General features: G+C 70.6%; 21 protein-coding genes and 1 pseudogene. 6 read left to right on the top strand and 16 right to left on the bottom strand.

The window, feature by feature from the left end; all coding sequences use genetic code 11:
• Window positions 1-15 precede the first annotated feature (15 nt).
• From ACFVYE_RS12790 to ACFVYE_RS12810, 5 genes are all read right to left on the bottom strand, one after another.
• Window positions 16-864 (bottom strand): GNAT family N-acetyltransferase, encoded by an 849-nt coding sequence (locus tag ACFVYE_RS12790; RefSeq protein WP_389605411.1) that lies wholly within the window; start codon window positions 862-864, stop codon window positions 16-18.
• A gap of 163 nt (window positions 865-1,027) precedes the next feature.
• Entirely contained in the window at window positions 1,028-1,642 is a 615-nt protein-coding gene (locus tag ACFVYE_RS12795; RefSeq protein WP_389605413.1) for a hypothetical protein, read from the bottom strand.
• Entirely contained in the window at window positions 1,639-2,937 is a 1,299-nt protein-coding gene (locus ACFVYE_RS12800; protein WP_389605415.1) for an MAB_1171c family putative transporter, read from the bottom strand. The genes ACFVYE_RS12795 and ACFVYE_RS12800 overlap by 4 nt, the downstream gene beginning before the upstream one ends.
• Before the next feature lie 43 nt (window positions 2,938-2,980).
• On the bottom strand, window positions 2,981-3,604 hold the full coding sequence (locus ACFVYE_RS12805; protein WP_383959375.1) for a toxin: 624 nt from the start codon (window positions 3,602-3,604) through the stop codon (window positions 2,981-2,983).
• A 6-nt stretch (window positions 3,605-3,610) separates the two neighbouring features.
• Window positions 3,611-4,072 carry a hypothetical protein gene (locus ACFVYE_RS12810; protein ID WP_383959373.1) on the bottom strand — a complete coding sequence of 154 codons (462 nt, stop codon included), beginning with the start codon at window positions 4,070-4,072 and terminating at the stop codon, window positions 3,611-3,613.
• A gap of 670 nt (window positions 4,073-4,742) precedes the next feature.
• Here ACFVYE_RS12810 and ACFVYE_RS12815 point away from each other — a divergent pair.
• The 3 genes from ACFVYE_RS12815 (at window position 4,743) to ACFVYE_RS12825 (ending at window position 7,462) form a co-directional block, all read left to right on the top strand.
• On the top strand, window positions 4,743-5,090 hold the full coding sequence (locus tag ACFVYE_RS12815; protein ID WP_382949584.1) for a MerR family transcriptional regulator: 348 nt from the start codon (window positions 4,743-4,745) through the stop codon (window positions 5,088-5,090).
• A 384-nt stretch (window positions 5,091-5,474) separates the two neighbouring features.
• A complete protein-coding gene (locus ACFVYE_RS12820) occupies window positions 5,475-5,678 on the top strand; it encodes a cold-shock protein (protein WP_073727988.1) in 204 nt (67 codons plus the stop codon).
• A 221-nt stretch (window positions 5,679-5,899) separates the two neighbouring features.
• A complete protein-coding gene (locus ACFVYE_RS12825) occupies window positions 5,900-7,462 on the top strand; it encodes a DEAD/DEAH box helicase (RefSeq protein WP_383959370.1) in 1,563 nt (520 codons plus the stop codon).
• Window positions 7,463-7,480: 18 nt separating this feature from the next.
• Here the strand turns inward: ACFVYE_RS12825 and ACFVYE_RS12830 are convergent, their stop codons facing one another.
• The 6 genes from ACFVYE_RS12830 to ACFVYE_RS12855 all read right to left on the bottom strand — a co-directional run bounded on the left by ACFVYE_RS12830 (window position 7,481) and on the right by ACFVYE_RS12855 (window position 12,471).
• A complete protein-coding gene (locus tag ACFVYE_RS12830) occupies window positions 7,481-9,379 on the bottom strand; it encodes a LamG-like jellyroll fold domain-containing protein (RefSeq protein WP_389605418.1) in 1,899 nt (632 codons plus the stop codon).
• Window positions 9,380-9,565: 186 nt separating this feature from the next.
• Window positions 9,566-10,330, bottom strand: a complete 765-nt coding sequence (locus ACFVYE_RS12835; protein ID WP_389605420.1) for an SDR family oxidoreductase — start codon at window positions 10,328-10,330, stop codon at window positions 9,566-9,568.
• Window positions 10,331-10,704: 374 nt separating this feature from the next.
• A complete protein-coding gene (gene crcB, locus ACFVYE_RS12840) occupies window positions 10,705-11,079 on the bottom strand; it encodes a fluoride efflux transporter CrcB (RefSeq protein WP_383959364.1) in 375 nt (124 codons plus the stop codon).
• Window positions 11,076-11,432 (bottom strand): DUF190 domain-containing protein, encoded by a 357-nt coding sequence (locus tag ACFVYE_RS12845; protein ID WP_389605422.1) that lies wholly within the window; start codon window positions 11,430-11,432, stop codon window positions 11,076-11,078. Before ACFVYE_RS12845 ends, crcB begins: the two co-directional genes overlap by 4 nt.
• Window positions 11,429-11,839 (bottom strand): fluoride efflux transporter FluC, encoded by a 411-nt coding sequence (locus ACFVYE_RS12850; RefSeq protein ID WP_383959360.1) that lies wholly within the window; start codon window positions 11,837-11,839, stop codon window positions 11,429-11,431. Before ACFVYE_RS12850 ends, ACFVYE_RS12845 begins: the two co-directional genes overlap by 4 nt.
• A gap of 176 nt (window positions 11,840-12,015) precedes the next feature.
• Entirely contained in the window at window positions 12,016-12,471 is a 456-nt protein-coding gene (locus ACFVYE_RS12855; protein ID WP_389605424.1) for a carboxymuconolactone decarboxylase family protein, read from the bottom strand.
• 308 nt (window positions 12,472-12,779) lie between these two features.
• Here ACFVYE_RS12855 and ACFVYE_RS12860 point away from each other — a divergent pair, with 308 nt between their 5' ends.
• Both ACFVYE_RS12860 and ACFVYE_RS12865 read left to right on the top strand, forming a co-directional pair.
• The gene (locus ACFVYE_RS12860) at window positions 12,780-13,523 is read left to right on the top strand and encodes a polyprenol monophosphomannose synthase (RefSeq protein ID WP_389605426.1); all 744 of its coding nucleotides are present in this window, start codon (window positions 12,780-12,782) and stop codon (window positions 13,521-13,523) included.
• A gap of 90 nt (window positions 13,524-13,613) precedes the next feature.
• Window positions 13,614-15,146: an alpha/beta hydrolase gene (locus ACFVYE_RS12865; protein WP_389605428.1), complete on the top strand. Its 1,533-nt coding sequence runs from the start codon at window positions 13,614-13,616 to the stop codon at window positions 15,144-15,146.
• 151 nt (window positions 15,147-15,297) lie between these two features.
• Here the strand turns inward: ACFVYE_RS12865 and ACFVYE_RS12870 are convergent.
• Window positions 15,298-15,924: pseudogene (locus ACFVYE_RS12870) on the bottom strand (phosphoribosyltransferase); the annotation flags it as partial.
• A gap of 119 nt (window positions 15,925-16,043) precedes the next feature.
• Between ACFVYE_RS12870 and ACFVYE_RS12875 the strand changes: the two are divergent.
• Window positions 16,044-16,871 carry an HAD-IIA family hydrolase gene (locus ACFVYE_RS12875; RefSeq protein WP_389605430.1) on the top strand — a complete coding sequence of 276 codons (828 nt, stop codon included), beginning with the start codon at window positions 16,044-16,046 and terminating at the stop codon, window positions 16,869-16,871.
• Window positions 16,872-17,033: 162 nt separating this feature from the next.
• Here ACFVYE_RS12875 and ACFVYE_RS12880 read toward each other — a convergent pair whose 3' ends face one another.
• The 4 genes from ACFVYE_RS12880 to ACFVYE_RS12895 form a co-directional block, all read right to left on the bottom strand.
• The gene (locus ACFVYE_RS12880) at window positions 17,034-17,831 is read right to left on the bottom strand and encodes a VOC family protein (RefSeq protein ID WP_389605432.1); all 798 of its coding nucleotides are present in this window, start codon (window positions 17,829-17,831) and stop codon (window positions 17,034-17,036) included.
• Window positions 17,832-18,249: 418 nt separating this feature from the next.
• Complete coding sequence (locus ACFVYE_RS12885; RefSeq protein WP_383959348.1) at window positions 18,250-18,936, bottom strand: response regulator; 687 nt, start codon at window positions 18,934-18,936, stop codon at window positions 18,250-18,252.
• Window positions 18,933-20,168 (bottom strand): sensor histidine kinase, encoded by a 1,236-nt coding sequence (locus tag ACFVYE_RS12890; protein ID WP_389605434.1) that lies wholly within the window; start codon window positions 20,166-20,168, stop codon window positions 18,933-18,935. The genes ACFVYE_RS12885 and ACFVYE_RS12890 overlap by 4 nt, the downstream gene beginning before the upstream one ends.
• 141 nt (window positions 20,169-20,309) lie before the next feature.
• Window positions 20,310-22,526 carry an MMPL family transporter gene (locus ACFVYE_RS12895; RefSeq protein ID WP_389605437.1) on the bottom strand — a complete coding sequence of 739 codons (2,217 nt, stop codon included), beginning with the start codon at window positions 22,524-22,526 and terminating at the stop codon, window positions 20,310-20,312.
• Between the last annotated feature and the right edge of the window lie 243 nt (window positions 22,527-22,769).

Raw genomic sequence — 22,769 nt, forward strand, 5'->3', positions numbered from 1 at the left:
GGAAGGGACGACAGGTCAGCCCAGCTCCAGGCTGGTGATGCCGAACAGTCCGGTGTGGTCGACGTCCGGAGTCGGGCCCGTGTACATGCGGGCGGTCTCGAACGACGGGGTGAGGCCCAGCTGTTCCGCGAGGTGCACGGCGACCGGGTTGATGTCGGGTACGTCGATCGCCACCGGGGTGCCGGGGTCGGTGGCCGCGAGAGCGCCGACCAGGGCGCCCGCCACCTCGGGCGACTCCGCGTACACGGGTCCGATGCGGGACGACGTGCGGCAGGGGCGCATCACGGCGAGGCCCCGCAGCTCCCCGTCGCGGACGGCGGCGAGCGAGGTGCGTGCGGGCCCGGCGATCCACGATGCGAGGAAGCTGTCGCGGTCGGCGGGGAAGAAGCGGCGGTCGTAGGACGCCAGTTGACCGAAGGGAAGGGTGCGGGCATCGACGAGAGCGATGCCGGGCGGGGCGGTCGGGGCGGCGGGGGGCAGGCCCTCGTATCGCATATTCGTCCATACGGAATGAAAGCCGGATTTACGGTAGTTGGGTTGCTGGTCCACCACGCCGTCCAGCCCGACGTTGCGCCCGTCCAGCCGTGCCATGCCGGCCCGCCACAGCTGGATGCCGTAGCCCCGGCCGCGCAGCTCGGGACGGGTGAGGTAGAAGCCGAGGAACCCGAAGCCGGAGCCGTAGCGGACCACGGAGACGCAGGAGACCGGTTCGCCGTCGAGCCGGCCGATCAGGAAGCCGCGCGGGTCGGCGGCGAAGAAGGCGTGGCGGTCGGTCAGCCCGGGATTCCAGCCCTCCGCGTGGGCCCATTCGGTCAGCATCGTGAGGTCGTCGGCGCTTGCGGTGGTGATCTCGAAGTTCGGCACGGGGCACCTGTACCCCGCGGGCGTTCGGTTCAACGGTGGTTTTCCGTCACCACCCGGTCCACGGGAGGCAAGGGCGACGACGGCGGTCCGGGGCGGTTGCCCACGGGGGCGAGGGTTCCGTCCTCAAGTGCCGGACGGGGTCTGCCCGGCGGACCGGCGCGGGTCAGACGAACAGGAACGCGCCCGCTGTCGTGGCCCCCAGCGACGCCCCGGCGACGGTCTGCGCCACCGAGTGGTACCCAAGAGCGACACGCGACCAGCACACGGCGACCGTCATCGCGTACATGAGCAGCCACCACGGCGAGTGGACCGGGGCGAGCAGTGCGACGACGGCCGAGGCGACCGCGGCGTCCACCGAGATCTTCCAGACCGTGTTGACGGCCAGGAGGATCACGGTCATCGCCCAGAGGGCGAGCATCGCCGCGAGGATGCCGGTGGGGGCGTGGCCGAGGACCATCACCACCGAACCGGCGCCTATGGAACCGAGGATGACGAAGAAGATCGGGGCCCGCTTGGTGCGGTCGACGACATGGCGGTCGCCCCAGGTGCCGCGCCCCCGCTCCCATTCGATGTACCCGGCAGGAACAATCCCGGCACACAGGGCACCGAGGAACCCCCAGAGCAGACCGGTCCAGTGACCGGCGGCGGCCAGGCCGATGCCGAGCATGCCGACCAGCAGGACGTTGCGGGGCTGGAAGACATCGGTGACGGTACGCGCGACGCCGATGCTCGGCGATGCGGGGGCGTCGATGGTGCCGGTGGTGCCGGTGGGGGTCATGCCGTCTTCTCCGGTGAGGTTGTGCGGGCAGGCTCGGTGGCGTCGGTGGATGCTGCGGACATGGCGTGGTCCAGCACCCGTTCCGCCCGGTCCTCCTCGACCGTCCGGTACGCGGCGGCCACCCGGACCAGCCATGCCACCTCGCCGTCCTGGTCGGTGGCGTGCTGGGACTCGACCGTCGCGGCGGTCGAGGCGGGCGCTCCGGTGCTCCTGGCCCGCAGCGCCGCCTTGATCCAGTACGCGTCGGCGAGTGGTCCGGCCTTCCCCCGGTCCGGGGTGCCGTCCGCGGCGGCGGCCTTGGCGGCCTGCAGCAGGGTGTCGGGGACGTAGTGGCGCAGCTTCTCGACGGCGTCCGCGATATCGGCGGCCCAGCGGTCGATGCGCAGGTCCGCGGGGGTGTCGAAGCGGGTCAGCTCGCGGGCCAGCGAGGCCGGGGGGTCGAAGGGCTGGTCGGGAAAGGCCGTCATCAACTCGTACCAGAGACCGTGCAGTTTGACCTGGGCCCGCCAGAGTTTCGCGCGTCGCCGTCCCTTGCTGAGTGCGGGGATGGAGGCACCCACCGCGAAGAAGGCGAACAGCACCACCTGGGCGGCCTCGGTGACCTCGTCGAACTGCAGGGCGAAGGCCGTGCTCGGCCGGTCGACGACGCTGACCCACAGGAACAGGGTCCGGCTGACGGTGTATCCGACCCCGATGACCATGGCGATGGTCATCATTCCGAGGCCCACGCGCAGATGACGGAGCCCGGCACCGGCGGTGGCCAGCGCCCACTGGTACGCGCAGACGGCGGACGCGGCGCCCAGGTAGAGGTAGAACACGCTCATGTACAGCGTGGCGCCCCACTGTCCCGCGTGGTCGGCGACGAAGCGGTCCGAGGGCACGGAACGGTCGACGACGGTGAAGAACAGCGCCGTCAGCAGGACCAGCGTGGCGATCGACGCCTTGGCCGCCACCTGCTGGATGGCGCGGGCGAACCGTACGTGGCGCGGGACGGTTCCGGCGTCGGGGTACTGGCCGTAGATCGCGACGATGTAGCTGAGGATCGCCAGGATCGCGATCGTCGCCGTGTAGTGCTTGATCAGGACGGCGAGGTCGGTGACGGCGCTGTCGTTGAGCGTGATGCGTATGGCCCGGGTCTTGGTCCACAGGGCGGCGGCGAAGCCTGCGTAGCAGCCCCACAGGGCGCGGCGACGCTTGTCTTCCTCATCGCCCCACAGGGCGGCCGGCATACGCCAGAGAGCGACGGCCGTCATCAGGGCCGCTATGAGATAACCGGCGAGGTCGAGCGGGGTCACGGCGAAATCCTCGGGGTGGGGGGAGGTGGGGGACGGTCCGGTGTCAGGTACGGCGGAACAGGCCGCGGCGGCGGGTGGCGACGGGGCGGGAGAGGGAGTTCGCCAGGCGCCCCACCATGTCGTCGCTCGTCACGTCCCGGGCCATGCGGGGAATGAGCGACGCGCCGAACTCGGCCATGCGTTCGTCGTGGGTGTCGTACTGCGCCCGGGCCTGCACGGTGCCGTTCCCCGAGCGGAGCGCGTCGGCGATCGTGGCGGCCACCGGTGGGGGAACGGCGGTGGCGGGCGGTTGCGGCGGGGGTTCGGTTCCGAGGACCCGGGCGATCAGCGAGGTGTCGAAGACCGGCAGCAACTGCCTGAGCTGCTGCGGGTCGAGTGAGGTGCCGTGGTCGAACCACTCGTGGCACAGCTCGTGCAGGATGACGTGCTGGGTCTGGTACGCGGTCGGGCGGCGCCGGTAGAGCACAAAGCTGGTCCCGCCGGTCTTCAGTCGCAGACCGCAGGCGGCGTTGACGCGGGCCAGCCGATCGGGCATCTCGTGCAGCACGATGGTGCGGCCACGGGCCGCCTCCATGTTCGCCACGAGTGCGTCGATGGAGAAGGGGGCGGGGATGGGCAGGTCGGCCAGCCCGGCCTCGCACTCCTTGCGTAGTTCGCGCAGGGACATGGAGACCTACTTCTCCGGCTCGCCGTGGGCGGCGGCGCCGTCGTCGCCCGTCCGCCGGCCCCTGGCGTCCTCCAGCAGGGAGAGCGCGAACTGCAGCAGCTCCGGCGGGAGACCGTCCTCGTCGAGGCCGCGCCCGGCAAGTCCGCTTATCTCCCCTGTACGTCGTTTCGCGAGAAACTGCAGACCGGCGACGACATCATCGACGACCTCGGACTCCTCCTTGAAGAACCGCCAGTCCACGCCGAAGCCCAGACCGAGCGCCTTGAGGATGTCCTCGGACGGCTGGGTGACCTTTCCGGCAAGGATGTTGGAGAAGTAGCTGTGCGAGAGGGATCCGCCGCGCTCCTTGACCAGGTCGGCGAAGACCCGCCCCGAGATCTTCTGACCGGGGAACGTCTTCTCGACCATGTACTCGACCTTCTGCTGCAACGTCCGCAGCTCCGGCGCGCGTTCCTCGCCGCTGTCCATCCGGCCCCCACGTATCCGCCCCGTCCGACCGGTGCCGCACGGTCTTCGATTTCGGTCAACGGGCTCGTACTGTAACGAACCCTGACGTGGCGTCCTCGATGTGGGAGGCGGTTCGGGACGCTGCACGGGAGCGGGCTTGCGCAAACACTCTACGTCACTGTTAACTCGAAAAAACACGGGTAGGGGACCACGAGGGGAGTCTCCTGCCCGTGAGGCCGTTCGCGGGCAAAAGGGGCATGGCCCGCATATGGGTGTAGCCCTTCACGACGGGGGATGCGTGAAGGGCTACACGTGCATTATGACTGCTGGTCAGGTTGTCATCAACTGACCGACCGGTCAGTGGGCGTTGGGGGTGCCGGGCCACGACGCCGGACCTGCCTCGCGCCGCACCTTCCCGGCGCCGGTCCTGCCTCGCGCCGCACCTTCCCGGCGCCGGTCCTGCCCCGAGGCGAACCTGCGTCGTGCCGGATCGACCGGATGGCGCGGGGTGTGCCGGAGGGGCGCGTCCGCGGGGTGCGCCGGCGGGGAGCCGGTCGGTCGCACGGCTTCGGGGCAGCTTATTTCCCCGCCCGGACCAGGGAAATCTGTCGCGGCTATGATAGAAGCGATGGCTCGCACAATGAGATTTTCTCTTTCGGTCAACGAAGTCAGCGATACGCGGCAGGTGCAAATGCCCACAGGAACCCCTCCGCACGCCACCGACCGGCTCGATGACGACGACTACCCCGCCTACACCATGGGCCGCGCCGCGGAGATGATCGGCGCAACGCCCGCTTTCCTCCGGGCGATCGGTGAGGCCCGTCTGATCACCCCTCTGCGGTCCGAGGGCGGCCACCGTCGCTACTCCCGCTACCAGCTGCGAATCGCGGCCAGGGCCCGTGAACTCGTCGACGGCGGCACGCCGATCGAGGCGGCCTGCCGCATCGTGATCCTGGAGGACCAGCTCGAAGAGGCCCTGCGGCTCAACGCGGAACTGCGTCGGCCGGCGACGGAATCCGGCGGGGCGGCGGGAACCTGAGGAGCGGACCCGGGCGTGCGCCCCGGCTTCCGTGGCTCCGGGGGCGGGCGGATGTGGCTCCGGGGGCGGGCGAAAACGTGGCGCCGGGGACGGGTGAATATCTATTGCCGTCGGCACAGAATTCCATGCAATGCGCGACAAGGGTTTATGGAGTATGCGGTGGAGTGTAATTACCTGCCGCGCCCGGACGCTTCCACCGTGCTACTGTGGATGCAGTTGCAGTTGTGGTTCCCAAAGACTCCAAGTGCTCTCTTCGGCTTCATGTGTCGATGAGCGCACTTTTGTATTTTCCGGCGCTTCGTTCCGGATGGGGTAATCATCGCGGCGACGTGGGATTCGCACAGTGCGAATCCCCGGGCACTGCCCCAGAAGGAGATAAAAAACATGGCTACTGGCACCGTCAAGTGGTTCAACGCGGAAAAGGGCTTTGGCTTCATCGAGCAGGACGGCGGCGGCGCTGACGTCTTCGCCCACTACTCGAACATCGCCTCCAGCGGCTTCCGCGAGCTGCAGGAAGGCCAGAAGGTGAACTTCGACGTCACGCAGGGCCAGAAGGGCCCGCAGGCGGAGAACATCACCCCTGCCTGATCCCGCTGCTCCCGGCGCCGACGCGCTGTGACGCATTTGCGCAGCTGGGGCCCGCACCTTCGGGTGCGGGCCCCAGCTCGTTGTTTTTCCCACGTCCGGTGCGGCTCATTCTTCGCAGCCGGGCTCGGTACACGTATGTCAACGGCCCGTTCTTGCGATTCCTGCGCTGCTCGTCGCTCAGTGAATTCCTCGATACGCGCCATATCGAGGAAGGGTTCTGTATGAACCGCGATCGCACAGCTCGCTCGAACGACCGATACTCCCGCACACGCTCCGGCGGATCCACCGCTTCCGGCGGCGGATTCCGCTCGCAGTCCCCGGGCCGCCAGGGCGGACAGGGCGCCGGTCGTTACGGCGCGCCCGACCGGCGCTCCGGTGGCTATGGCCGCAGGCCCGCGGCCAAGCAGGGCGAGTTCGCGCTGCCGAAGACCATCACCCCGGCGCTGCCCGCCGCGGCGGCCTTCGCGGACCTGGACATGCCCGCGCCCCTCCTGGCGGCGCTCGCCGCCGAGGGCGTCACCACGCCGTTCCCGATCCAGGGGGCCACCCTGCCGAACTCCCTCGCGGGGCGCGATGTGCTGGGCCGCGGCCGGACCGGTTCCGGCAAGACGCTCGCATTCGGCCTGGCACTGCTGGCCCGTACCGCGGGCAACCGGGCCGACGCCCGACGCCCGCTGGCCCTCGTTCTCGTCCCCACCCGGGAGCTGGCCCAGCAGGTCACCGACGCGCTCACCCCGTACGCCCGCTCGCTCAAGCTGCGCATGGCCACCGTCGTCGGCGGCATGTCGATCGGCCGGCAGGCCAGTGCACTGCGCGGCGGGGCCGAGGTCGTCGTCGCCACGCCGGGCCGGCTCAAGGACCTCATCGAGCGCGGCGACTGCCGGCTGGACCGGGTCGCCATCACCGTCCTCGACGAGGCCGACCAGATGGCCGACATGGGCTTCATGCCGCAGGTCACCGAACTGCTCGACCAGGTGCTGCCGGAGGGCCAGCGGATGCTGTTCTCGGCGACCCTGGACCGCAACGTCGACCTGCTGGTCCGCCGCTATCTGCACGACCCGGTGGTCCACTCGGTCGACCCGGCGGCCGGCGCCGTGACGACGATGGAGCACCACGTGCTCTACGTGCAGGGTGCAGACAAGTACGCCACCACGACCGAGATCGCGGCCCGCGACGGCCGGGTGATCATGTTCCTGGACACCAAGCACGCAGTGGACAAGCTCACCGACCATCTGCTCAACAGTGGGGTGCGGGCCGCCGCGCTGCACGGGGGCAAGTCCCAGCCGCAGCGCACCCGCACCCTGGCCCGGTTCAAGACCGGGCACGTCACGGTGCTGGTCGCCACGAACGTCGCGGCGCGCGGCATCCACATCGACAACCTCGACCTGGTCGTCAACGTCGACCCGCCGAGCGACCACAAGGACTACCTGCACCGCGGCGGCCGCACCGCCCGAGCCGGTGAGTCCGGCAGCGTCGTCACGCTGGTGCTGCCGGGCCAGCGCCGTGAGATGACCCGTCTGATGGCCGACGCCGGGATCATCCCGAAGATCGCCCAGGTCCGCTCCGGCGAGGCAGAGCTGAGCCGGATCACCGGAGCGCAGACGCCCTCGGGGGTGCCCGTCACCATCACCGCACCGCTGACCGAGCAGCCCAGGAGCGGTGGCGCGTCGTCCCGGGGCCGGCGTAGCCGTCCCGTCCGGTCCGGGCAGTCGCGCCGCTCGGACCTGCCCACGTCGCAGGCGCGCGCCGCCGCCAAGCAGCGCCGTACCAACCGGGCGGCGTGAGCCCGGGGGCTGCGGCCCTCAGGCGATCATGAAGTCCCGCACGGGCAGGGCGCGTTCGACGATCCTGATGTCGCCGAGCCAGCCGTGCATCAACTGGTCGAGCCTGCCTCCGTACTCGTAGGCGCCGAGCAGCCAGGGCAGGCCCAGGGTGGCGAGACCGGTGGTGCGGGTGGCGGGGTTGCGGGCGACCGCGCAGCCGTCGACGTACATCGTCGTGTGCTTCCCGTCGTTGACGACCGCCACATGCCACCACCGCTCACGCAGCAGCTCATGGCTCCAGTTGGTGACGGCCCCCGGCTGGTTCAGCGGCGCCGCCGCCCACTGGAGCCCGGGGCCGTCCGATACGGAGAGGGTGGCGACGGGCTCCTCCGGGTCGCCGGAGGTCTTGCCGGCCGCCCCGAGCGTGCCGCGGCGGCCGAGCACGGCGCCCCAGGCGTTGCGTCCGGCGTCCCAGTCCGCGGGGAGGCGGAGGAAGGCCTCGATGGTGTAACCGGACCTGAACGTCTTGGTGTTGAGCGGTGCGTTGTTCTCCGTGCGCAGATACGCGCCCCGCAGCGGCGGCTTCGAGCCGTCGAAGTAGAGGCTGCCGTGACCGGGCTGGTCGGGGTGGTGGGCGGTGGACCAGCGCAGCGCGTCGGGCGCACTGCCGGGGACGGCTTCGCGCACCAGGTCGTTGTGGTGCCCGGACAGGTCGGGGACGCGCAGGCCGGCGTCGGCCGCGGAACCGTCCTGGTGCGAAGGGGAGTCGAAGCGCCAGTAGGCGACGGTGCCCGGTATCAGCAGCTGCTTCGCCGGGCGGGGGCCGCGCACGGGCACGGGCGCGAAGCCCGCGAAACGCTTCTCGAAGTCGATGGGGACGGCGAAGCAGTCCTGCGGACCGGTCAGTTCGATCTCGCCGCGCTCCAGGTCGTTGAGCCTCTCGCCCGCGCGGCCGAGGATCCACGGGGAGATCGTCTCCACGTCGATGGTGTTCCTGGCCAGGTCGAAGCGGTAGAGGCGGATCATGGCGCTGCCGCCGTAGTAGCGGTTCTGGTAGTTGGTGATGTGCAGATGGACATCGTTGCCCGCGGTGTTCTTGCGGGTGGTGCGCCCGGCGGGCCAGTAGTGGCCGTTGAGGGTGAGGAAGATCTGGTCGTGCCCGGCTATCAGCTCGTCCCACAGATGCTTTCCGTGGTCGGAGAGTTCGGCCTCGTCGCCGTCCGCGTCCGCGTACACCAGCTCGTGGGTGGTGAGGACGACCGGTGTGTCCGGGTGCTGGGCGATGACGTCCTTCGCCCAGGCGAGCCCGGCCGCCGACGGCCGCCAGTCGAGCGCCAGCACCAGCCATTCGCGCCCGGCGGCGCGGAACAGGTGGTACGTGTTGTAGCCGTCCGGGGTCGCCCCGCCGAACGTCGGCAGGCGCCGCATCCGTTGCGGGCCGAAGGTGTCCAGGTACGGGGTGCGGCCGCGCTGGTCGTCGGTGGACGACTTGATGTCGTGATTGCCCGCGACGACGCTGTAGCCGACCCGCCGCCGGTCGAGCAGGCCGAACGCCTCGCCGATCGCCGCGAATTCGGCTGTCTGTCCGCTCTCGGTGAGGTCGCCCAGATGGGACAGGAAGACGATGTTCTCGTCGCGCCCGTGATCGAGTACGTATCGCAACGACGCCTCGATGGGCGCCTTGTCGATGCTCGCCCCGTCGAAGAGGTACTGGGTGTCCGGCATGACGACGAGCGTGAATCTCGGGTTCTCGGGGTCGGGCCGCCAGCCGGCCGTGACGGCACCGGTGTTCTGCTGGGGAAGGGCCGCGGCGGGCGTGGCGGACGCGAGCCCCGTGGCTGCGGTGGCGGCCCCGGTGAGCGCGGTTGCCCGCAGGAACGTACGACGGCTCGCGCCGGGCACAAGAGGTCCGTCGGGCTGGTGGAGGGGACTGCACATGGATGTCTCCGCGGGGGACGAACGTCGGGGTGATCGTCTGCAAGCTAGCCGCGGGGCGGGGGAGGAACCGGTCCGTAAGGGCGACAGCCGGGCGAAGACTCCATGAATTGCACAGCGCCGGGCGCGCGGGACGGCGGGAGGCTGCCTGTGGCCCCGGTCCACGGCCCTGACCCGTCGTGCCCCGGCCTATCGTCCGCCCGCGACCCGCAGCACCGCCCCGGTCACATACGACGCCTCGCCCGACAACAGCCACGCGATGGCGGACGCGATCTCCGGGGCCGCTCCCGGGCGGCCGAGCGGGATGCCGGCCGCGGCCGCGGCCGCGCGGCCGGGGTCGCCCGCGGTGGCGTGCATCTCGGTGTCGATCATGCCGGGGGCGACCGCGTTGACCCGGATGCCGCCGGGCCCCAGTTCCTTGGACAGCCCGATCGTCAGGGCGTCCGTCGCCGCCTTCGTGGCGGCGTAGTGGACGAAGTCCCCGGGGCTGCCGAGGGTGGCAGCGGCCGAGGAGACATTGACGATCGCGCCGTACCCACTGGCCGCCATGTCCTGCGCGGCCCGGCGGCAGCACAGCAGAAAGCCGAGGAGATTCACGTCCAGGACCCGGCGCAGCGTCTCGGTGGAGGTGTCCACGAGACGGCCGAGAGGGCCTGTCACTCCCGCGTTGTTGACCAGTCCGGTGACGGGACCGAGCTGCGCGGCAGCCGTGTCGAAGAGCCGTTCCACATCGGCCTCCACGGCGGTGTCCACCCGCACCGTGACACAGCGCGCCCCTGCGGCCCGCACAGCCGCCGCGGTCCGCTCGGCGGCCTCGGCGTTGCTCACGAAGCCCAGGGCGAGGTCATGCCCGTCGGATGCCAGACGGACACAGGTTGCGGCACCGATCCCGCGACTGCCACCGGTGACGACGGTGACGGGGCGCGACGACGGAGTGGTGCTGCTGACTGCCACTGGAGGAACCTCGCGTTCTCTGGCCATGCCGGTCACGTCGTTCTCGGATTGTACGGAGAACGCCTCCCCCCCGGACGCCCTTTGGATCAAGGCCTCCGGTCGGGTGATGCCCGGCCCTACGCGTGCATCCCGGGCGCCTGCTGTTGGAGTGGCGCCGGGCTGGCCGTTGGCGTGGTGTGCGGTCCGGGAGGGGCCGGGTGCCTAGGGTCGGCGGCTGACGGACCGCTGTCGGCGTGGAACGGGTTGAATCGCCCGGCGTCGGTGACGGCTCCTCCTCAACGGCGTTCCCCTGCCGTCGCCTCGCATTGCGGTGGCAGGGGACGCCGACCGTCTCCACGACGCTCTGCGCCGGCACGGCTGCCTCGCGGCACCCCCTACGACCACAGCGCCCCGGCAGCCGAAACGCCGGCGAACACCGCGCCCAGCCCCGCCACCACGCCGGCCACCACATTGACCGCCGCGTAGAACTTCGCCCCGTCCTCGGCCAGCCGCAGCGTCTCGTAACTGAAGGTCGAGTACGTGGTGAGCGCCCCGCACAGGCCCGTACCGATCAGCAGTTGCAGGTGGGAGGAGGCGGCACCTGCCGCGACCGCGCCGGTCAGCAGGCCCAGGATCAGCGATCCGGTCACGTTCACCGCGAAGGTGCCCCACGGGAAGACGGTGTCGTGCCGGGACTGCACCGCGCGGTCGGTCAGATACCGCAGGGGTGCCCCGACCGCCGCACCGACGATCACCAGCAGCCAGTTCACCGGTTCCGCTCCCGGTCGTCGCCGTAGTGGACGACCTCGCAGCTGTCCAGGACGACCAGACCGCCGTCCGCCACCAGCTCTTCGACGAGCGGCAGGAACGCACGGATCCGCTCCTCCACGTCCACGATCACGACCGCCACCGGCAGGTCCTCGCTCAGTGAGAGCAGCCGCTGGGTGTGGATCATCGACGAGGCGCCGAACCCCTCGATCCCGCGGAACACACTCGCGCCCGACAGCCCCGCCTTGTGCGCCCGGTGCACGATCTCCGTGTACACCGGCTTGTGGTGCCACCCGTCGGACTCGCCGACGAAGACCGTCAGGCGCAGTGACCGTTCCGTGTTCGGCGTCGTCATGACTGCCTCCACGCCAGCACGCGGCGGGTCGCCCACACCGCACTCCACACCGCCGCGAGGGCCGCGCACGGTGTCAGTCCCAGATACGCCAGGCCGGTACGGGCCCGGCCGCCGTCCACGAGGCGCTCAAAGTCCACCGCGTATGTGGAGAACGTGGTGAACCCGCCCAGCACGCCCGTACCGAAGAACGGCCGCACCAGCCGGTGCGCCGCCCACACCTCGCTGATCACCACCATGAACACGCCGATCACCGCGCAGCCGACGACATTCACGATCAGCGTCGTCCAGGGGAAGCCGCCGGGGGCGGTGGGCCAGAGCAGCGCGGCCCCGTAGCGGGCGCACGCTCCGAGTGCACCGCCGAGCGCCACCACCGCGACGACGGAACCTTGGGGATTCCGGGCTCCCATGCGCACGTGTCTCCTGCCTGCTACACGCACCAGGCTATCGCCGCCGCCCCGAAGGAGCGTGTCGGGCCCGTCACCCGCCGCTCAGTACCGAAAAGGGAGACCCGCCCGGAAGCCGTCCGGCCGACGGCCCCGGGCCCTCGGCTCCCCGGTCCGGGACCCGAGGGCCGGACGCGGGCCTACCAGGTCCTGCCCGGGGGCTGCTTGGTGGTGACGTTGATGCGGTTGAAGAGGTTCGTCAGACCGATGGAGAGGACCAGGGCCGAGAGCTCCTTCTCGGTGAAGTGACCGGCGGCCGCGTTCCAGATGTCGTCCGGCACCGGGTCGGAGCGGTCGCTGAGCCGGGTGGAGGCCTCCGCGAGCGCGAGCGCGGCCCGCTCCGCGTCCGTGAAGTAGGGCGCCTCCCGCCAGGCCGACACCGCGAAGAGCCGCTCGTCGCTCTCACCTGCCTTCCTGGCGTTGCGTACGTGTCCTTCGACGCAGAAGGTGCAGCCGTTGATCTGGCTCACCCGCAGACCGACGAGTTCGAGCGTCGTCTCCGCCGGACCGCCCTTGTTGATGGCCTTGACGAGGCCCAGCAGGGGCGGCAACGCCTCGGGAATGATCTCGGCCGGGTTCTGCATACGTGCCTGCATGTGATGACTCTCCTTCGATATCCGTCGCGGCCGCGTTCCCGCCGCGCCTTCACTGCACTGACGGATGCCGGAGGGAAAGTGTGACGAGCGACTTGGGAATCCGGCGCCACCCGCAGTTCTCGTGGTGAATTCGAGGTGCTTTGTTCGGCCGATACAGAGCAGAATGAAGCATTCCGCTTTCCGGCCGGTCAGGGTGCCCGGATGCTAGGCTCGCGCGATCCTGCGCGGGGAACGAACCGGGGAACGAACCGGAGAACATCCGGGGATGGCGCAGGGGGACGCAAAGCACCTCAAGGGGGCACGAGGAAATGGCCGTGGAGAAGACCTCGCCGAAGATTGTGGTGGTCGTGCCCACCTACAACGAGCGGACGAACCTGCCGGTCCTCGTGAATCTCCTGATGGATCTGGGCCTGCCCGACCTGCATATTCTCGTGGTGGACGACAATTCTCCGGACGGCACGGGCGAGGTCGCGGACAAGCTCTCGGCCGACACGGCCAAAACGGTCGGCGTGCTGCACCGCAAGGAGAAGAACGGGCTGGGACGCGCCTATGTGGCGGGCATGACCCGGGCACTCGCAGAGGGTGCGGACGTGGTGGTCCAGATGGACGCCGACCTCTCCCACCCCGCGTCGAGACTCCCGGTCATGATCGGGACACTGCTCGCCGGGGATGCCGCCGTGGTGATCGGCTCCCGCTATGTGGCGGGCGGTTCGCTCGCCACGGAGTGGCCCTGGTACCGCAAGGCACTGTCCGCATGGGCGAATTTCTATGTGAACGCGATCCTGCGGTTGCGGGTGAAGGATGCCACCGCCGGATTCAAGGCATGGCGGGCATCGACGCTGAAGGCGATCGATGTGTCCTCGGTCCGCAGCAACGGCTATTCGTTCCAGGTGGAGATGAACTACCGCACGGTCAAACGCCATTTGAGGATCGTCGAGGTACCGATCCGGTTCGAGGAGCGGGTCGAGGGCGAATCGAAGCTCGGCCTGAGCGTGCAGATCGAGTCCGCCCTCGCACCCTGGAAACTGCTGTTCGGCAGGGACACACACTGATTTCGGTCGGGGAGTCCGGGGGATAACCCCACCCGGTGCCGTCATGCCTCCCGGATGGGACGGGAGCCTCGGCTCAACAAGGCTTGCAGCATGACGACTTACCGCAGATCTGCCGCGTTCATCGCCCTGTCCGTCACAGCCGCCGCCACCGCTCTGACCGGAGCCGTCACCCCGCCGGCCCACGCCGACGGTGCCGTCGGGACCGCCGCTCCCCCCACCGCCTCCGTCCCCGCGCTCGACTGGCAGCCGTGTGCCAAGGACGGCGGCCCCGCCGCGCAGGAGTGCGCCGAGCTGCCCGTACCGCTCGACTACCGGAGACCGGACGGCCCGCAGCTCGGCCTCGCGGTGACCCGGGTGCGCAGCGACCGCCCCTCGGCCAGGCGCGGGACGCTGCTGGTGATCGCCGGTGGCCCCGGCTCGTCAGGGGTGCAGCGGGTGACGCAGAAGGGGGAGCGGCTGCAGCGGGAGACGGCGGGGCAGTACGACATAGTGAGCCTCGACCCGCGCGGCATCGGCGGAAGCACGAAGGCGAGCTGCGGGCTCGACCCGCAGGACCGGGAGCTGGTGAATCTGCGGTCCTGGCCCGCGCCCGACGGCTCGATCACCGAGAACGTGCAGCGGTCGCGGCGCGTCGCCGAGGCGTGCGCCCGCAACGGCGGAGCACGGCTGCGGAGCTTCACCACGGCCAACGAGGTACGGGACATCGACCGCTTCCGGCAGGCGCTGGGCGAGAAGAAACTGTCGGCCTGGGGGAGCTCGTACGGCACCTATGTGGGCGCCGTGTACGCCCAGAAGTACCCGCAGCACACGGACCGTTGGGTGCTGGACAGCAGCGGCGACCCCGACCCGTCGCGCGTCGCGCAGGGCTGGCTGGCGAACATGGCGGTGGGCGCGGACGACCGGTTCCCCGACTTCGCACGCTGGGCCGCGGACCCGGCCCGGGACGCGGAGGGGCTGCGGCTGGCGCAACGGGCCGAGGACGTACGGCCGTTGATCCTGGCACTGGCGGCGCGACTGGACCGTGAGCCGAAGAAGACCACCACGGCGGGCGTCCCGCTGACCGGCAACCGGCTGCGCCAGGCGCTCCAGAACGCTCTGTACAGCGACGGCGCCTTCGCCCAACTGGCCGGGCTCGTCCAGGCGGCCCGGGACGCCTCCGTGAAGCCCGTCCTGCCCGCAGAGCTGGCCCAGCCGCTGCCGGACCCGGACGCGGCGGTCACGATCGGTGTGATCTGCAACGATGTGAGCTGGTCCGGCACGGTCCCGTCGTACGGGCGCGCCGTCGCCGCGGACCGCCTGAAGCACCCGCTGACCGCCGGGATGCCGGTGAACGTCACACCGTGTGCCTTCTGGCAGCACGCGCCCGTGGAGCGGCCGGCCAGGATCACGGACGAGGGGCCGTCCAACATCCTGATGATCCAGGGCCTCCGCGACCCGGCGACCCCGTACGCCGGCGCACTGAAGATGCGCGAGGCCCTCGGCGACCGGGCCCGCCTGGTCGCGGTCGACCACGGCGGGCACGGCATCTACCTGGGCAACGGCAATGCCTGCGGCGACCGCGCGGTCACCACGTTCCTGACGACGGGGGCGCGGCCGGAGCAGGACACGTACTGCGCGGACTGAGCGGACTGCGCGGGGGCGGAGCCCGATGCGGGGCGGCTCCGCGCAGTCGCGGAGGCTCTTCGCCGCGCCTGCTGCACGGACGGGGGCGCCCGGGGCCGATACCGGCCGTCGCCGCTCAGTCGCTGCCGGGCGGCACCTGTCCGGTGTACCGGGCCTGTGTCAGCAGGGAGACGACCTCCTCGTCGGAGGTCTGCGAGAAGTCCCGGTACCACTCGCCGACGGCGTAGAACAGGCGCGGCGTGGACAGACACACCACCTCGTCCGCGCATTGCCGCAGCCGGGCGACCGCGTCCGGCGGCGCCACCGGTACGGCCGCCAGCAGACGCGCCGGGTTCTGCGCCCGTACCACCTGGCAGGCGGCCTCGGCCGTGGCGCCGGTCGCCACGCCGTCGTCCACGACGATGACGGTCCGGCCTTCGAGCGGCGTCCGCGGTCTGCCCGCGCGGTAGGTCTGCGCCCGGCGTACGAGCTCCGCCGCCTCGACCCGCTCGACCGCCGCGAGATCCTGCTTCCCGGCCCAGAGGTGGTTGACGACGTCCTCGTTGATGACCCGCACCCCGCCCTCGCCGATGGCGCCGAACGCCACTTCCTCGTGGTGCGGTACGCCGAGTTTGCGGACCACGATCACATCGAGCTGGGCGCCGAGCATCTGAGCCACCTGGAAGGCCACCGGGACTCCGCCGCGGGGCAGGCCCAGCACGACGGGGTTCTCCCGCTCCAGATGCCGGAGCGCCTCGGCCAGCTGCTGTCCCGCGTCCTCACGATCGGCGAACAGCACGGTTGTCCACCCCCAACCAGGGGAGAGTGAGGGACCACGTGGGTACGGCCCCCACCTGGTTCCCTACTTCGAAACAACTCCATGTGCGGCGGCCGCGCAACTCGGGCAGGGTCGGTTGCATGGGACGAATCGGAGCGGTCCTGATCGACATCGACGGTGTGCTCACGGTGTCCTGGAAGGCGCTGCCCGGCACCGTGGCGGCCATGGAACGGCTGCGCGAGGCGGGTCTCCCGCTGGCGCTGGTCACCAACACCACCTCCCGGACCCGCGCCTCGATCGCCGGGAAACTGGTGGGCGAGGGCTTCCCCGTCTCCGCCGACGACATTCTCACCGCCCCCGCCGTAACCGCCGCTCACCTGCGGGAACACCATCCGGGAGCCCGCTGCCTGCTGATCAACACCGGCGACGTCCGGGCCGATCTGACGGGCGTGACACTCGTCGACGAGGGCGAGGAGGAGTCCGGTTCGGCTGATGGCGGGGCGCCGGATGTCGTCGTTCTCGGCGGGGCCGGGGACGCCTTCACCTACGCGGCGCTCAACCGCGCCTTCCGCCATGTGCAGCGCGGCGCCCGGCTCGTCGCCATGCACCGGAACATGTACTGGCGCACGGCCGCCGGGCTCGACCTCGACACCGGGGCCTTCCTCCTGGGGCTGGAGCGAGCCGCCCGAGTCGAGGCGGAGATCACCGGCAAACCCGCCGGATCGTTCTTTGCCACGGCCCTGGCACACCTCGGCGCCACCGCGCCCCACGCCCTGATGGTCGGCGACGACATCGAGTCCGACGTCCTGGCCGCCCAGCGCGCCGGGCTCACCGGTGTACTCGTCAGGACCGGCAAGTATCTCCCCGAGGCGCACCGGGCGGCCGACGGCACCCCGGACCATGTGATCGACTCCTTCGCCGATCTCCCCGCTCTGCTGGAGCAAGAGGCAGGAGTTCCCCGTATTTAAGGGAAAATTCGGTGTTTGCCGGAGAAATCCTGTAGGGAGAACGGCAGCTGCCGGACATGAGCAGTAACAGGGTGTGCGGATCCGCCGCGTTCGCGACATCCGGTCCGGTGGTGCCGCGCGCCGGGGGGTGAGCCGCGGCGGGGACGCACGGTCCCGGAACGGTCAGGACACCGGGGACGTCTTGGGCACCTCGCCCTCGGTCGTGCTGACGTCGATCACGGAGAACGCCGCGCCCTGGGGGTCCGTCAGCGCGGCGAAGCGGCCGAAGGGCATGGTCATCGGACCGAACCGCAGGATCGCGCCGTGCTCGGTCGCCTTCGCCACAGCCGCGTCGCAGTCCGCGACGGTGAAGTACACATTCATGTGCGGCGGCACCTCGGGCGGGAATTCGTCGCCCATCTTCATCCGCCCCATGACCGTCCTGTCGCCGAGGTTGAACATCCTGAAGTCGACGGCGTCGTCCTCCATCTTCACCATGCTGTACGGGAAGACGGCGGAGAAGAAGGCGTCCGACCTCTCGGGCTCCCGGGTGAAGACCTCGGCCCAGCAGAACGCGCCGGGCACGCCCTGGGCCTCGAAGCCCTCATGGGTGCCCGCCTGCCAGACGCCGAAGGCGACACCGCTGGGGTCGCGGGCCAGCAGCATCGTGCCGAAATCGCCCACCTCCATCGGGTCCATCAGAGTCTCGCCGCCGTTCTCGCGGATCTTCGAGGCGGTGGCGGCGGCGTCCGGTGAGGCGAGGTACAGACACCAGGCCGACGGCCCCTCCTGGCCGGGCATCGGGGGCACGACGGCGGCGACCGCCTTGCCGTCGGCGTATGCCTGCGTGTAGTCGCCGAACTCGGACGAGGTCTCGCCGAACGTCCAGCCCAGCACATCACCGTAGAAGGTCTTCGCTCTGTCGAGGTCGGGGAACATCGCGTCGGCCCAGCACGGTGTGCCCTCCGGTTGTACAGCCATGACGTCGACTCCTTCGTGCTCGGTGGGTTGTCCGGTGTTTCACGCTAGCCAGCCGACCACCCGCCCGCGCGCTGGAAACGAGGCCCCTGACCCCGGTGGCGTACCTCGTACGCACGTGCGCCGCACACGCCGACCGGGGCCATGACCGTGACGTCAGCGGTCCAGGACCGGACCCGCGGTGTCGAGCGCCGCACCGGCGTGATCGGCGAGGGGCACCGCCACGAGACGCGTCTGCGACGACGGGACGGCTCCGGGAAGTGGCCGGAGCATGAACCGGCCGGAGCAGTGGCCGCTCGCCGAGGCGCGGAGCTCGGTCTCGCTTCCGGCCGGCCGTCGCGGTCGATGTCCCGGCGACGGCCGGCCGGAGGGCGGGGGCGGGATCCGGGCGGGACGACGCCCTGGATCGGCCCCCGCCTCCTCAGCGCCCGTCCCCCGGCTGCGGCGGGTCCACGCGCACCAGGCCCGACTGGTAGGCGATGGCGACCAGTTGGGCCCGGTGCCTGGCTCCCAGCTTGGTCATCGCCCGCCCGACATGGGTACGCACGGTCAGCGGGCTGACATGCATCCGCTCGGCGATCTCGTCGTTCGACAGGCCCTCGGCGGCCTGCGCCATGACCTCGCGCTCGCGGGCGGTCAGGACGTCCAGGGACTCCGGCGCGGCGATCCTGCCCTCCGGACGGGCGAGGTAGCGGGTGACGAGGGCCCGGGTCGCGGTGGGAGACAGGAGGGTGTCGCCCGCGGCCACCGCGCGAATCGCTTCCAGGAGTTCCTCGGGGCCGACGCCCTTGCCTAGGAAGCCGCTGGCGCCCGCACGCAGGGCCCGGGCCACGTACTCGTCGATCTCGAACGTGGTGAGGATGAGGACGCGGGTCTCCCGCAGCGCCTCGTCGCGGCAGATCTCCTCGGTCGCCGCCAGCCCGTCGAGGCCCGGCATCCGGATGTCCATCAGGACCACGTCCGGCGTGGTGGCGCGGGCCTGCTCCACTGCCGCCCGGCCGTCCGCCGCGACGCCGACGACCTCCATGTCGTCGTTGGAGTCGATCAGCAGCCGGAAGGTCCCGGCCAGCAGCGCCTGGTCATCGGCCAGCAATACCCGGATGGTCACCCTGCGATCCTCTCGTCATTGTCCGATGGTCCTGGCGATGATTCGGGTTCCGCTGTTTCCAGGGGAAGTTCCGTGGTCACTTCGAAGCCGCCGCTCGCCCGGTGCCCGGCGGCCAGCCGGCCGCCGACGGACAGAGCCCTTTCACGCATGCCGATGAGCCCGTACCCCGGTGCGCCGCCCGCGGCCTGCGGCGCGTGTCCCTCGTCGGTGATGGAGAGCGTGAGCAGGCGGCGCGAGTAGCCGAGCCGGACCGAAGCCGCCGCGGAGCCCGCGTGCTTGGTGACGTTGGTCAGCGCCTCCTGCACGATCCGGTACGCGGTCAGGTCCGTGCCCGGTGACAGCGGCCGCTCCGTACCCTCCACCGACACCGAGACGACGAGGCCCGTCTGTTCGAACGAAGCGATCAGGTCCGGTAGTTGGGCCAGCCCCGGGGAGGGCTCCAGGGGTGTCTCGGGGTCGCCCTCGCTGCGCAGCAGCCCCACGGTCGACTTGAGTTCGCGCAGTGCGGAGGAGGTGGTTCCGGCGAGCTGGTCCATCATCTGCTGCGCCTGCTCGGGCCGGCTGCGCATGAGGTAGGCGGCGGTGGCCGCCTGCGCGTGGGCGAGGGTGATGTGGTGAGCGACGATGTCATGGAGCTCGCGGGCTATCCGGGTCCGCTCCTCGCTCACCCGTCGGCGCGCCTCCTCCTCGCGGGTACGTTCCGCCAGTTCGGCCCGCGCCTCCACGGCGGCGACATGGCCGCGCCGGCTCCGTACCGACTCACCGACCGCCCCCGCCAGCAGGACACAGGACAGGACACCGATCTGGTCGGGGCGCAGCAACGCGCCCTTGCCCCAGACGATGGAGACGATCGCAATGGCGACGGTCGCTCCGGCCGTGTACACCGTGGTCGTGCGGAGGTCCGTACGCAGGGCCAGGAGGTAGAGGGCGACCAGAGCGGCGCCCGCGACGCTCGGGCTGGGGTCGAAGCCGATTCTGTTGCCCATGACGCCGAGGACGCCGCCGCACACCGTCGTCACCACCACCACCGTGCGCGGGTATCTGCGCTGCCACAGCAGCAGGACGGCGGAGGGCACCGCGGCGGCCAGGGAGAAGGCGAGCATCGGGGAGCGGACGATCCGGGCGCCGGTCAGGGTGCTGGAGAAGACCACGCAGGCCCACAGCAGCACGGCCACCATCACATCGACGGTACGGGGGTGGCGCCGGGCCCACTGCCGCCAGTCGGTGAACATGCGCTCTCTCTTCCTCGGGTCCGATCATGGTCGCCGACACGACACATCTGTCGCACTTGTCCGGCGATCCCGGGAGGCCGCCCGCGGTGCCACGAGCGGCCTTTCTGCCTGCACTCCTGTCTCACCCCATGTGCGTACCGGTCATACGCGTACAGGTTCGGGTTCCGCCTCCGGCGCGGCCGTCGGCCCGCCGTGGCTCAGCTTCTCGCCCTCGACATCCACCTGCGGCACGACCTTCCCCAGCCACCGGGGCAGCCACCACGCCCGGTCGCCGAGGAGGGCGAGAACGGCCGGGACGATCGTCATCCGGACGACGAACGCGTCGAAGAAGACGGCCGAGGCAAGGCCGACCCCCATCATCTTGATCATCGCCTCGCTCATCCCGATGAACCCGGCGAACACCGCGATCATGATGACCGCCGCGGCCACGACGACCCGCGCGCTGTGCCGGAACCCGGTGACGATCGCCTCGCCGGGCCGCTCCCCGTGGACGTACGCCTCCCGCATCCGGGTCACGAGGAAGACCTCGTAGTCCATGGCCAGGCCGAAGACCACGCCGATCAGGAAGATCGGCATCATGCTCATCACGGGCCCGGTCTGCTCGATGCCGAGGGTGTCGGCGAGCCAGCCCCACTGGAAGACCGCGACGATCGTGCCGAAGGCCGCCGCCACGGACAGCAGGAAGCCGAGGGCCGCCTTGAGCGGGACAAGCAGGGAGCGGAAGACGACCATCAGGAGCAGAAAGGCCAGGCCGACGACGAGCGCGAGGTAGGGGACCAGCGCGTCGGTGACCTTCTGCGACACGTCGATGTTCACCGCGGTCGTGCCGGTGACGAGCATCGACGCACCGGTCCGGGATTCGAGGCCGTGTGCCTCCTCGCGGATGGTGTGGACGAGGTCCGTGGTGGCCTTAGAACTCGGGCCGGTGGCGGGCACGGCGGTGAGCAGCGCGGTGTCACCGGCCTTGTTGAAAGTGGGGGGCGTCACGGCCACGACGCCGTCGGTGGCGGAGAGTTCCTTGGCGGCCTGCGCCGCTGCCGCCTTCGGGTCGTCCGAGCCCTTGGCGTCGATGACCACGGTGAGCGGCCCGTTGAAGCCGGGGCCGAAGCCGTCGGCCAGGGCGTCGTAGGCGCGGCGCTTGGTGGTCGAGGTGGGCTGCGACTCGTCGCCCGGCATGCCGAGCTGGAGATCGAGCACCGGTACGGAGATCAGGCCGAGGCCGAGGATGCCGAGCACGAGGACCGCGAGGGGCCGACGGATCACGAAGCGGGCCCAGCGGGTGCCCGTATTGGGCTCGGCGTTCTTGGAATCCGGGCCGCCCCTGGCGCGCTGCCTGCCCCTGGCGCTGCGCTCGGTGCGAGGCAGGACGGCCTTCCGGAAGAAGCCGAGCAGTGCGGGCAGCAGGGTCATCGCGACCAGGACGGCGATCACGACGGTGCTCGCCGCGGCGAGGCCCATCCTGGTGAGGACGGGAATGCCGACCACGGACAGGCCTGCCAGGGCGATGACGACGGTGAGGCCGGCGAAGACGACGGCGGAACCTGCCGTTCCCACGGCCCGTGCCACGGCTTCCTCGGCGCTGTGGCCCTCCGCGCGTTCCGTCCGGTAGCGCGAGACGATGAACAGGGCGTAGTCGATGCCGACCGCGAGCCCCAGCATCAGGGCGAGCGTGGTGGTCGTCGTGGACATTCCGATGGCGACGATCGAGGTCACGCCGACGCCGATGCCGACGATCGCGGTGAGCAGTGGGAGGCCCGTCGCGGCGAGCGACCCGAAGGTGATGAGCAGGACGACCGCGGCTGCGGCGACGCCGATGAGTTCGGTCGTGCCGCCGAGCTCGGCCTCCGGCTGGAGGGCCGAGCCGCCGAGCTCCACGGTCAGGCCGGCGTTCCGCCCGTCCTTCGCGGCGTCCTCCAGGGCCTTGGTGGTGGCGTCGGTGAGGTCGGTGCTCTGCGCCTCGTACGAGATGGTGGAGTACGCGGTCGTGCCGTCCTTGCTGACGGCTCCGGCCATGTCGAACGGGTTGAGGGCGCCCTTGACCTGCGAGCCGCCCGCCACGTTTGCGACGATCCTCTCGACTGCCGCCTTGTTCGCGCCTGCGGTGACCTTCTGGCCCTTGGGCGCGACGAAGACGATACGGGCGTCGGCGCCGTTGGAGTTCCCGCCGGGGAAGCGCTGATCCAGCAGGTCGAACGCCTTCTGCGACTGGGTACCCGGCATCGAGAACCCGTCCTCCGGGGCAGCCGGCGCCTTGGCCGCGGCGAACGCGCAGGCGGTCAGGACCGCCACCCACAGGAGGGCGACGAGCCGCCGTCTCCGGAAGGAAAAGCGGCCTAGCCGGTAAAGGAAGGTAGCCACGAAGGGGCGCTCCAGTCTGGGTCGGGCAACAGGTCGGCGGCGCGAGTGCCGCGCTCCGGCCGTGCCTGGGCCGCGCCGGGGCACGGCGGGGCCGGAGGATTGCCTCAATCCTTCGTGAACAGGGGCGTCATCGTCGTCGTCCGCCTGCATGCAGTCGTACGTACTGTCGATGCAGTACGTGAGGTGTGCGCCGTACCTCTTGAACAGGACGTTCCGGGTGTGTCGCACCACCCCAGGGCCCCC

It is taken from the genome of Streptomyces sp. NPDC058239, from assembly GCF_042882185.1.
In the GTDB taxonomy this organism is placed as follows: Bacteria; Actinomycetota; Actinomycetes; order Streptomycetales; family Streptomycetaceae; genus Streptomyces.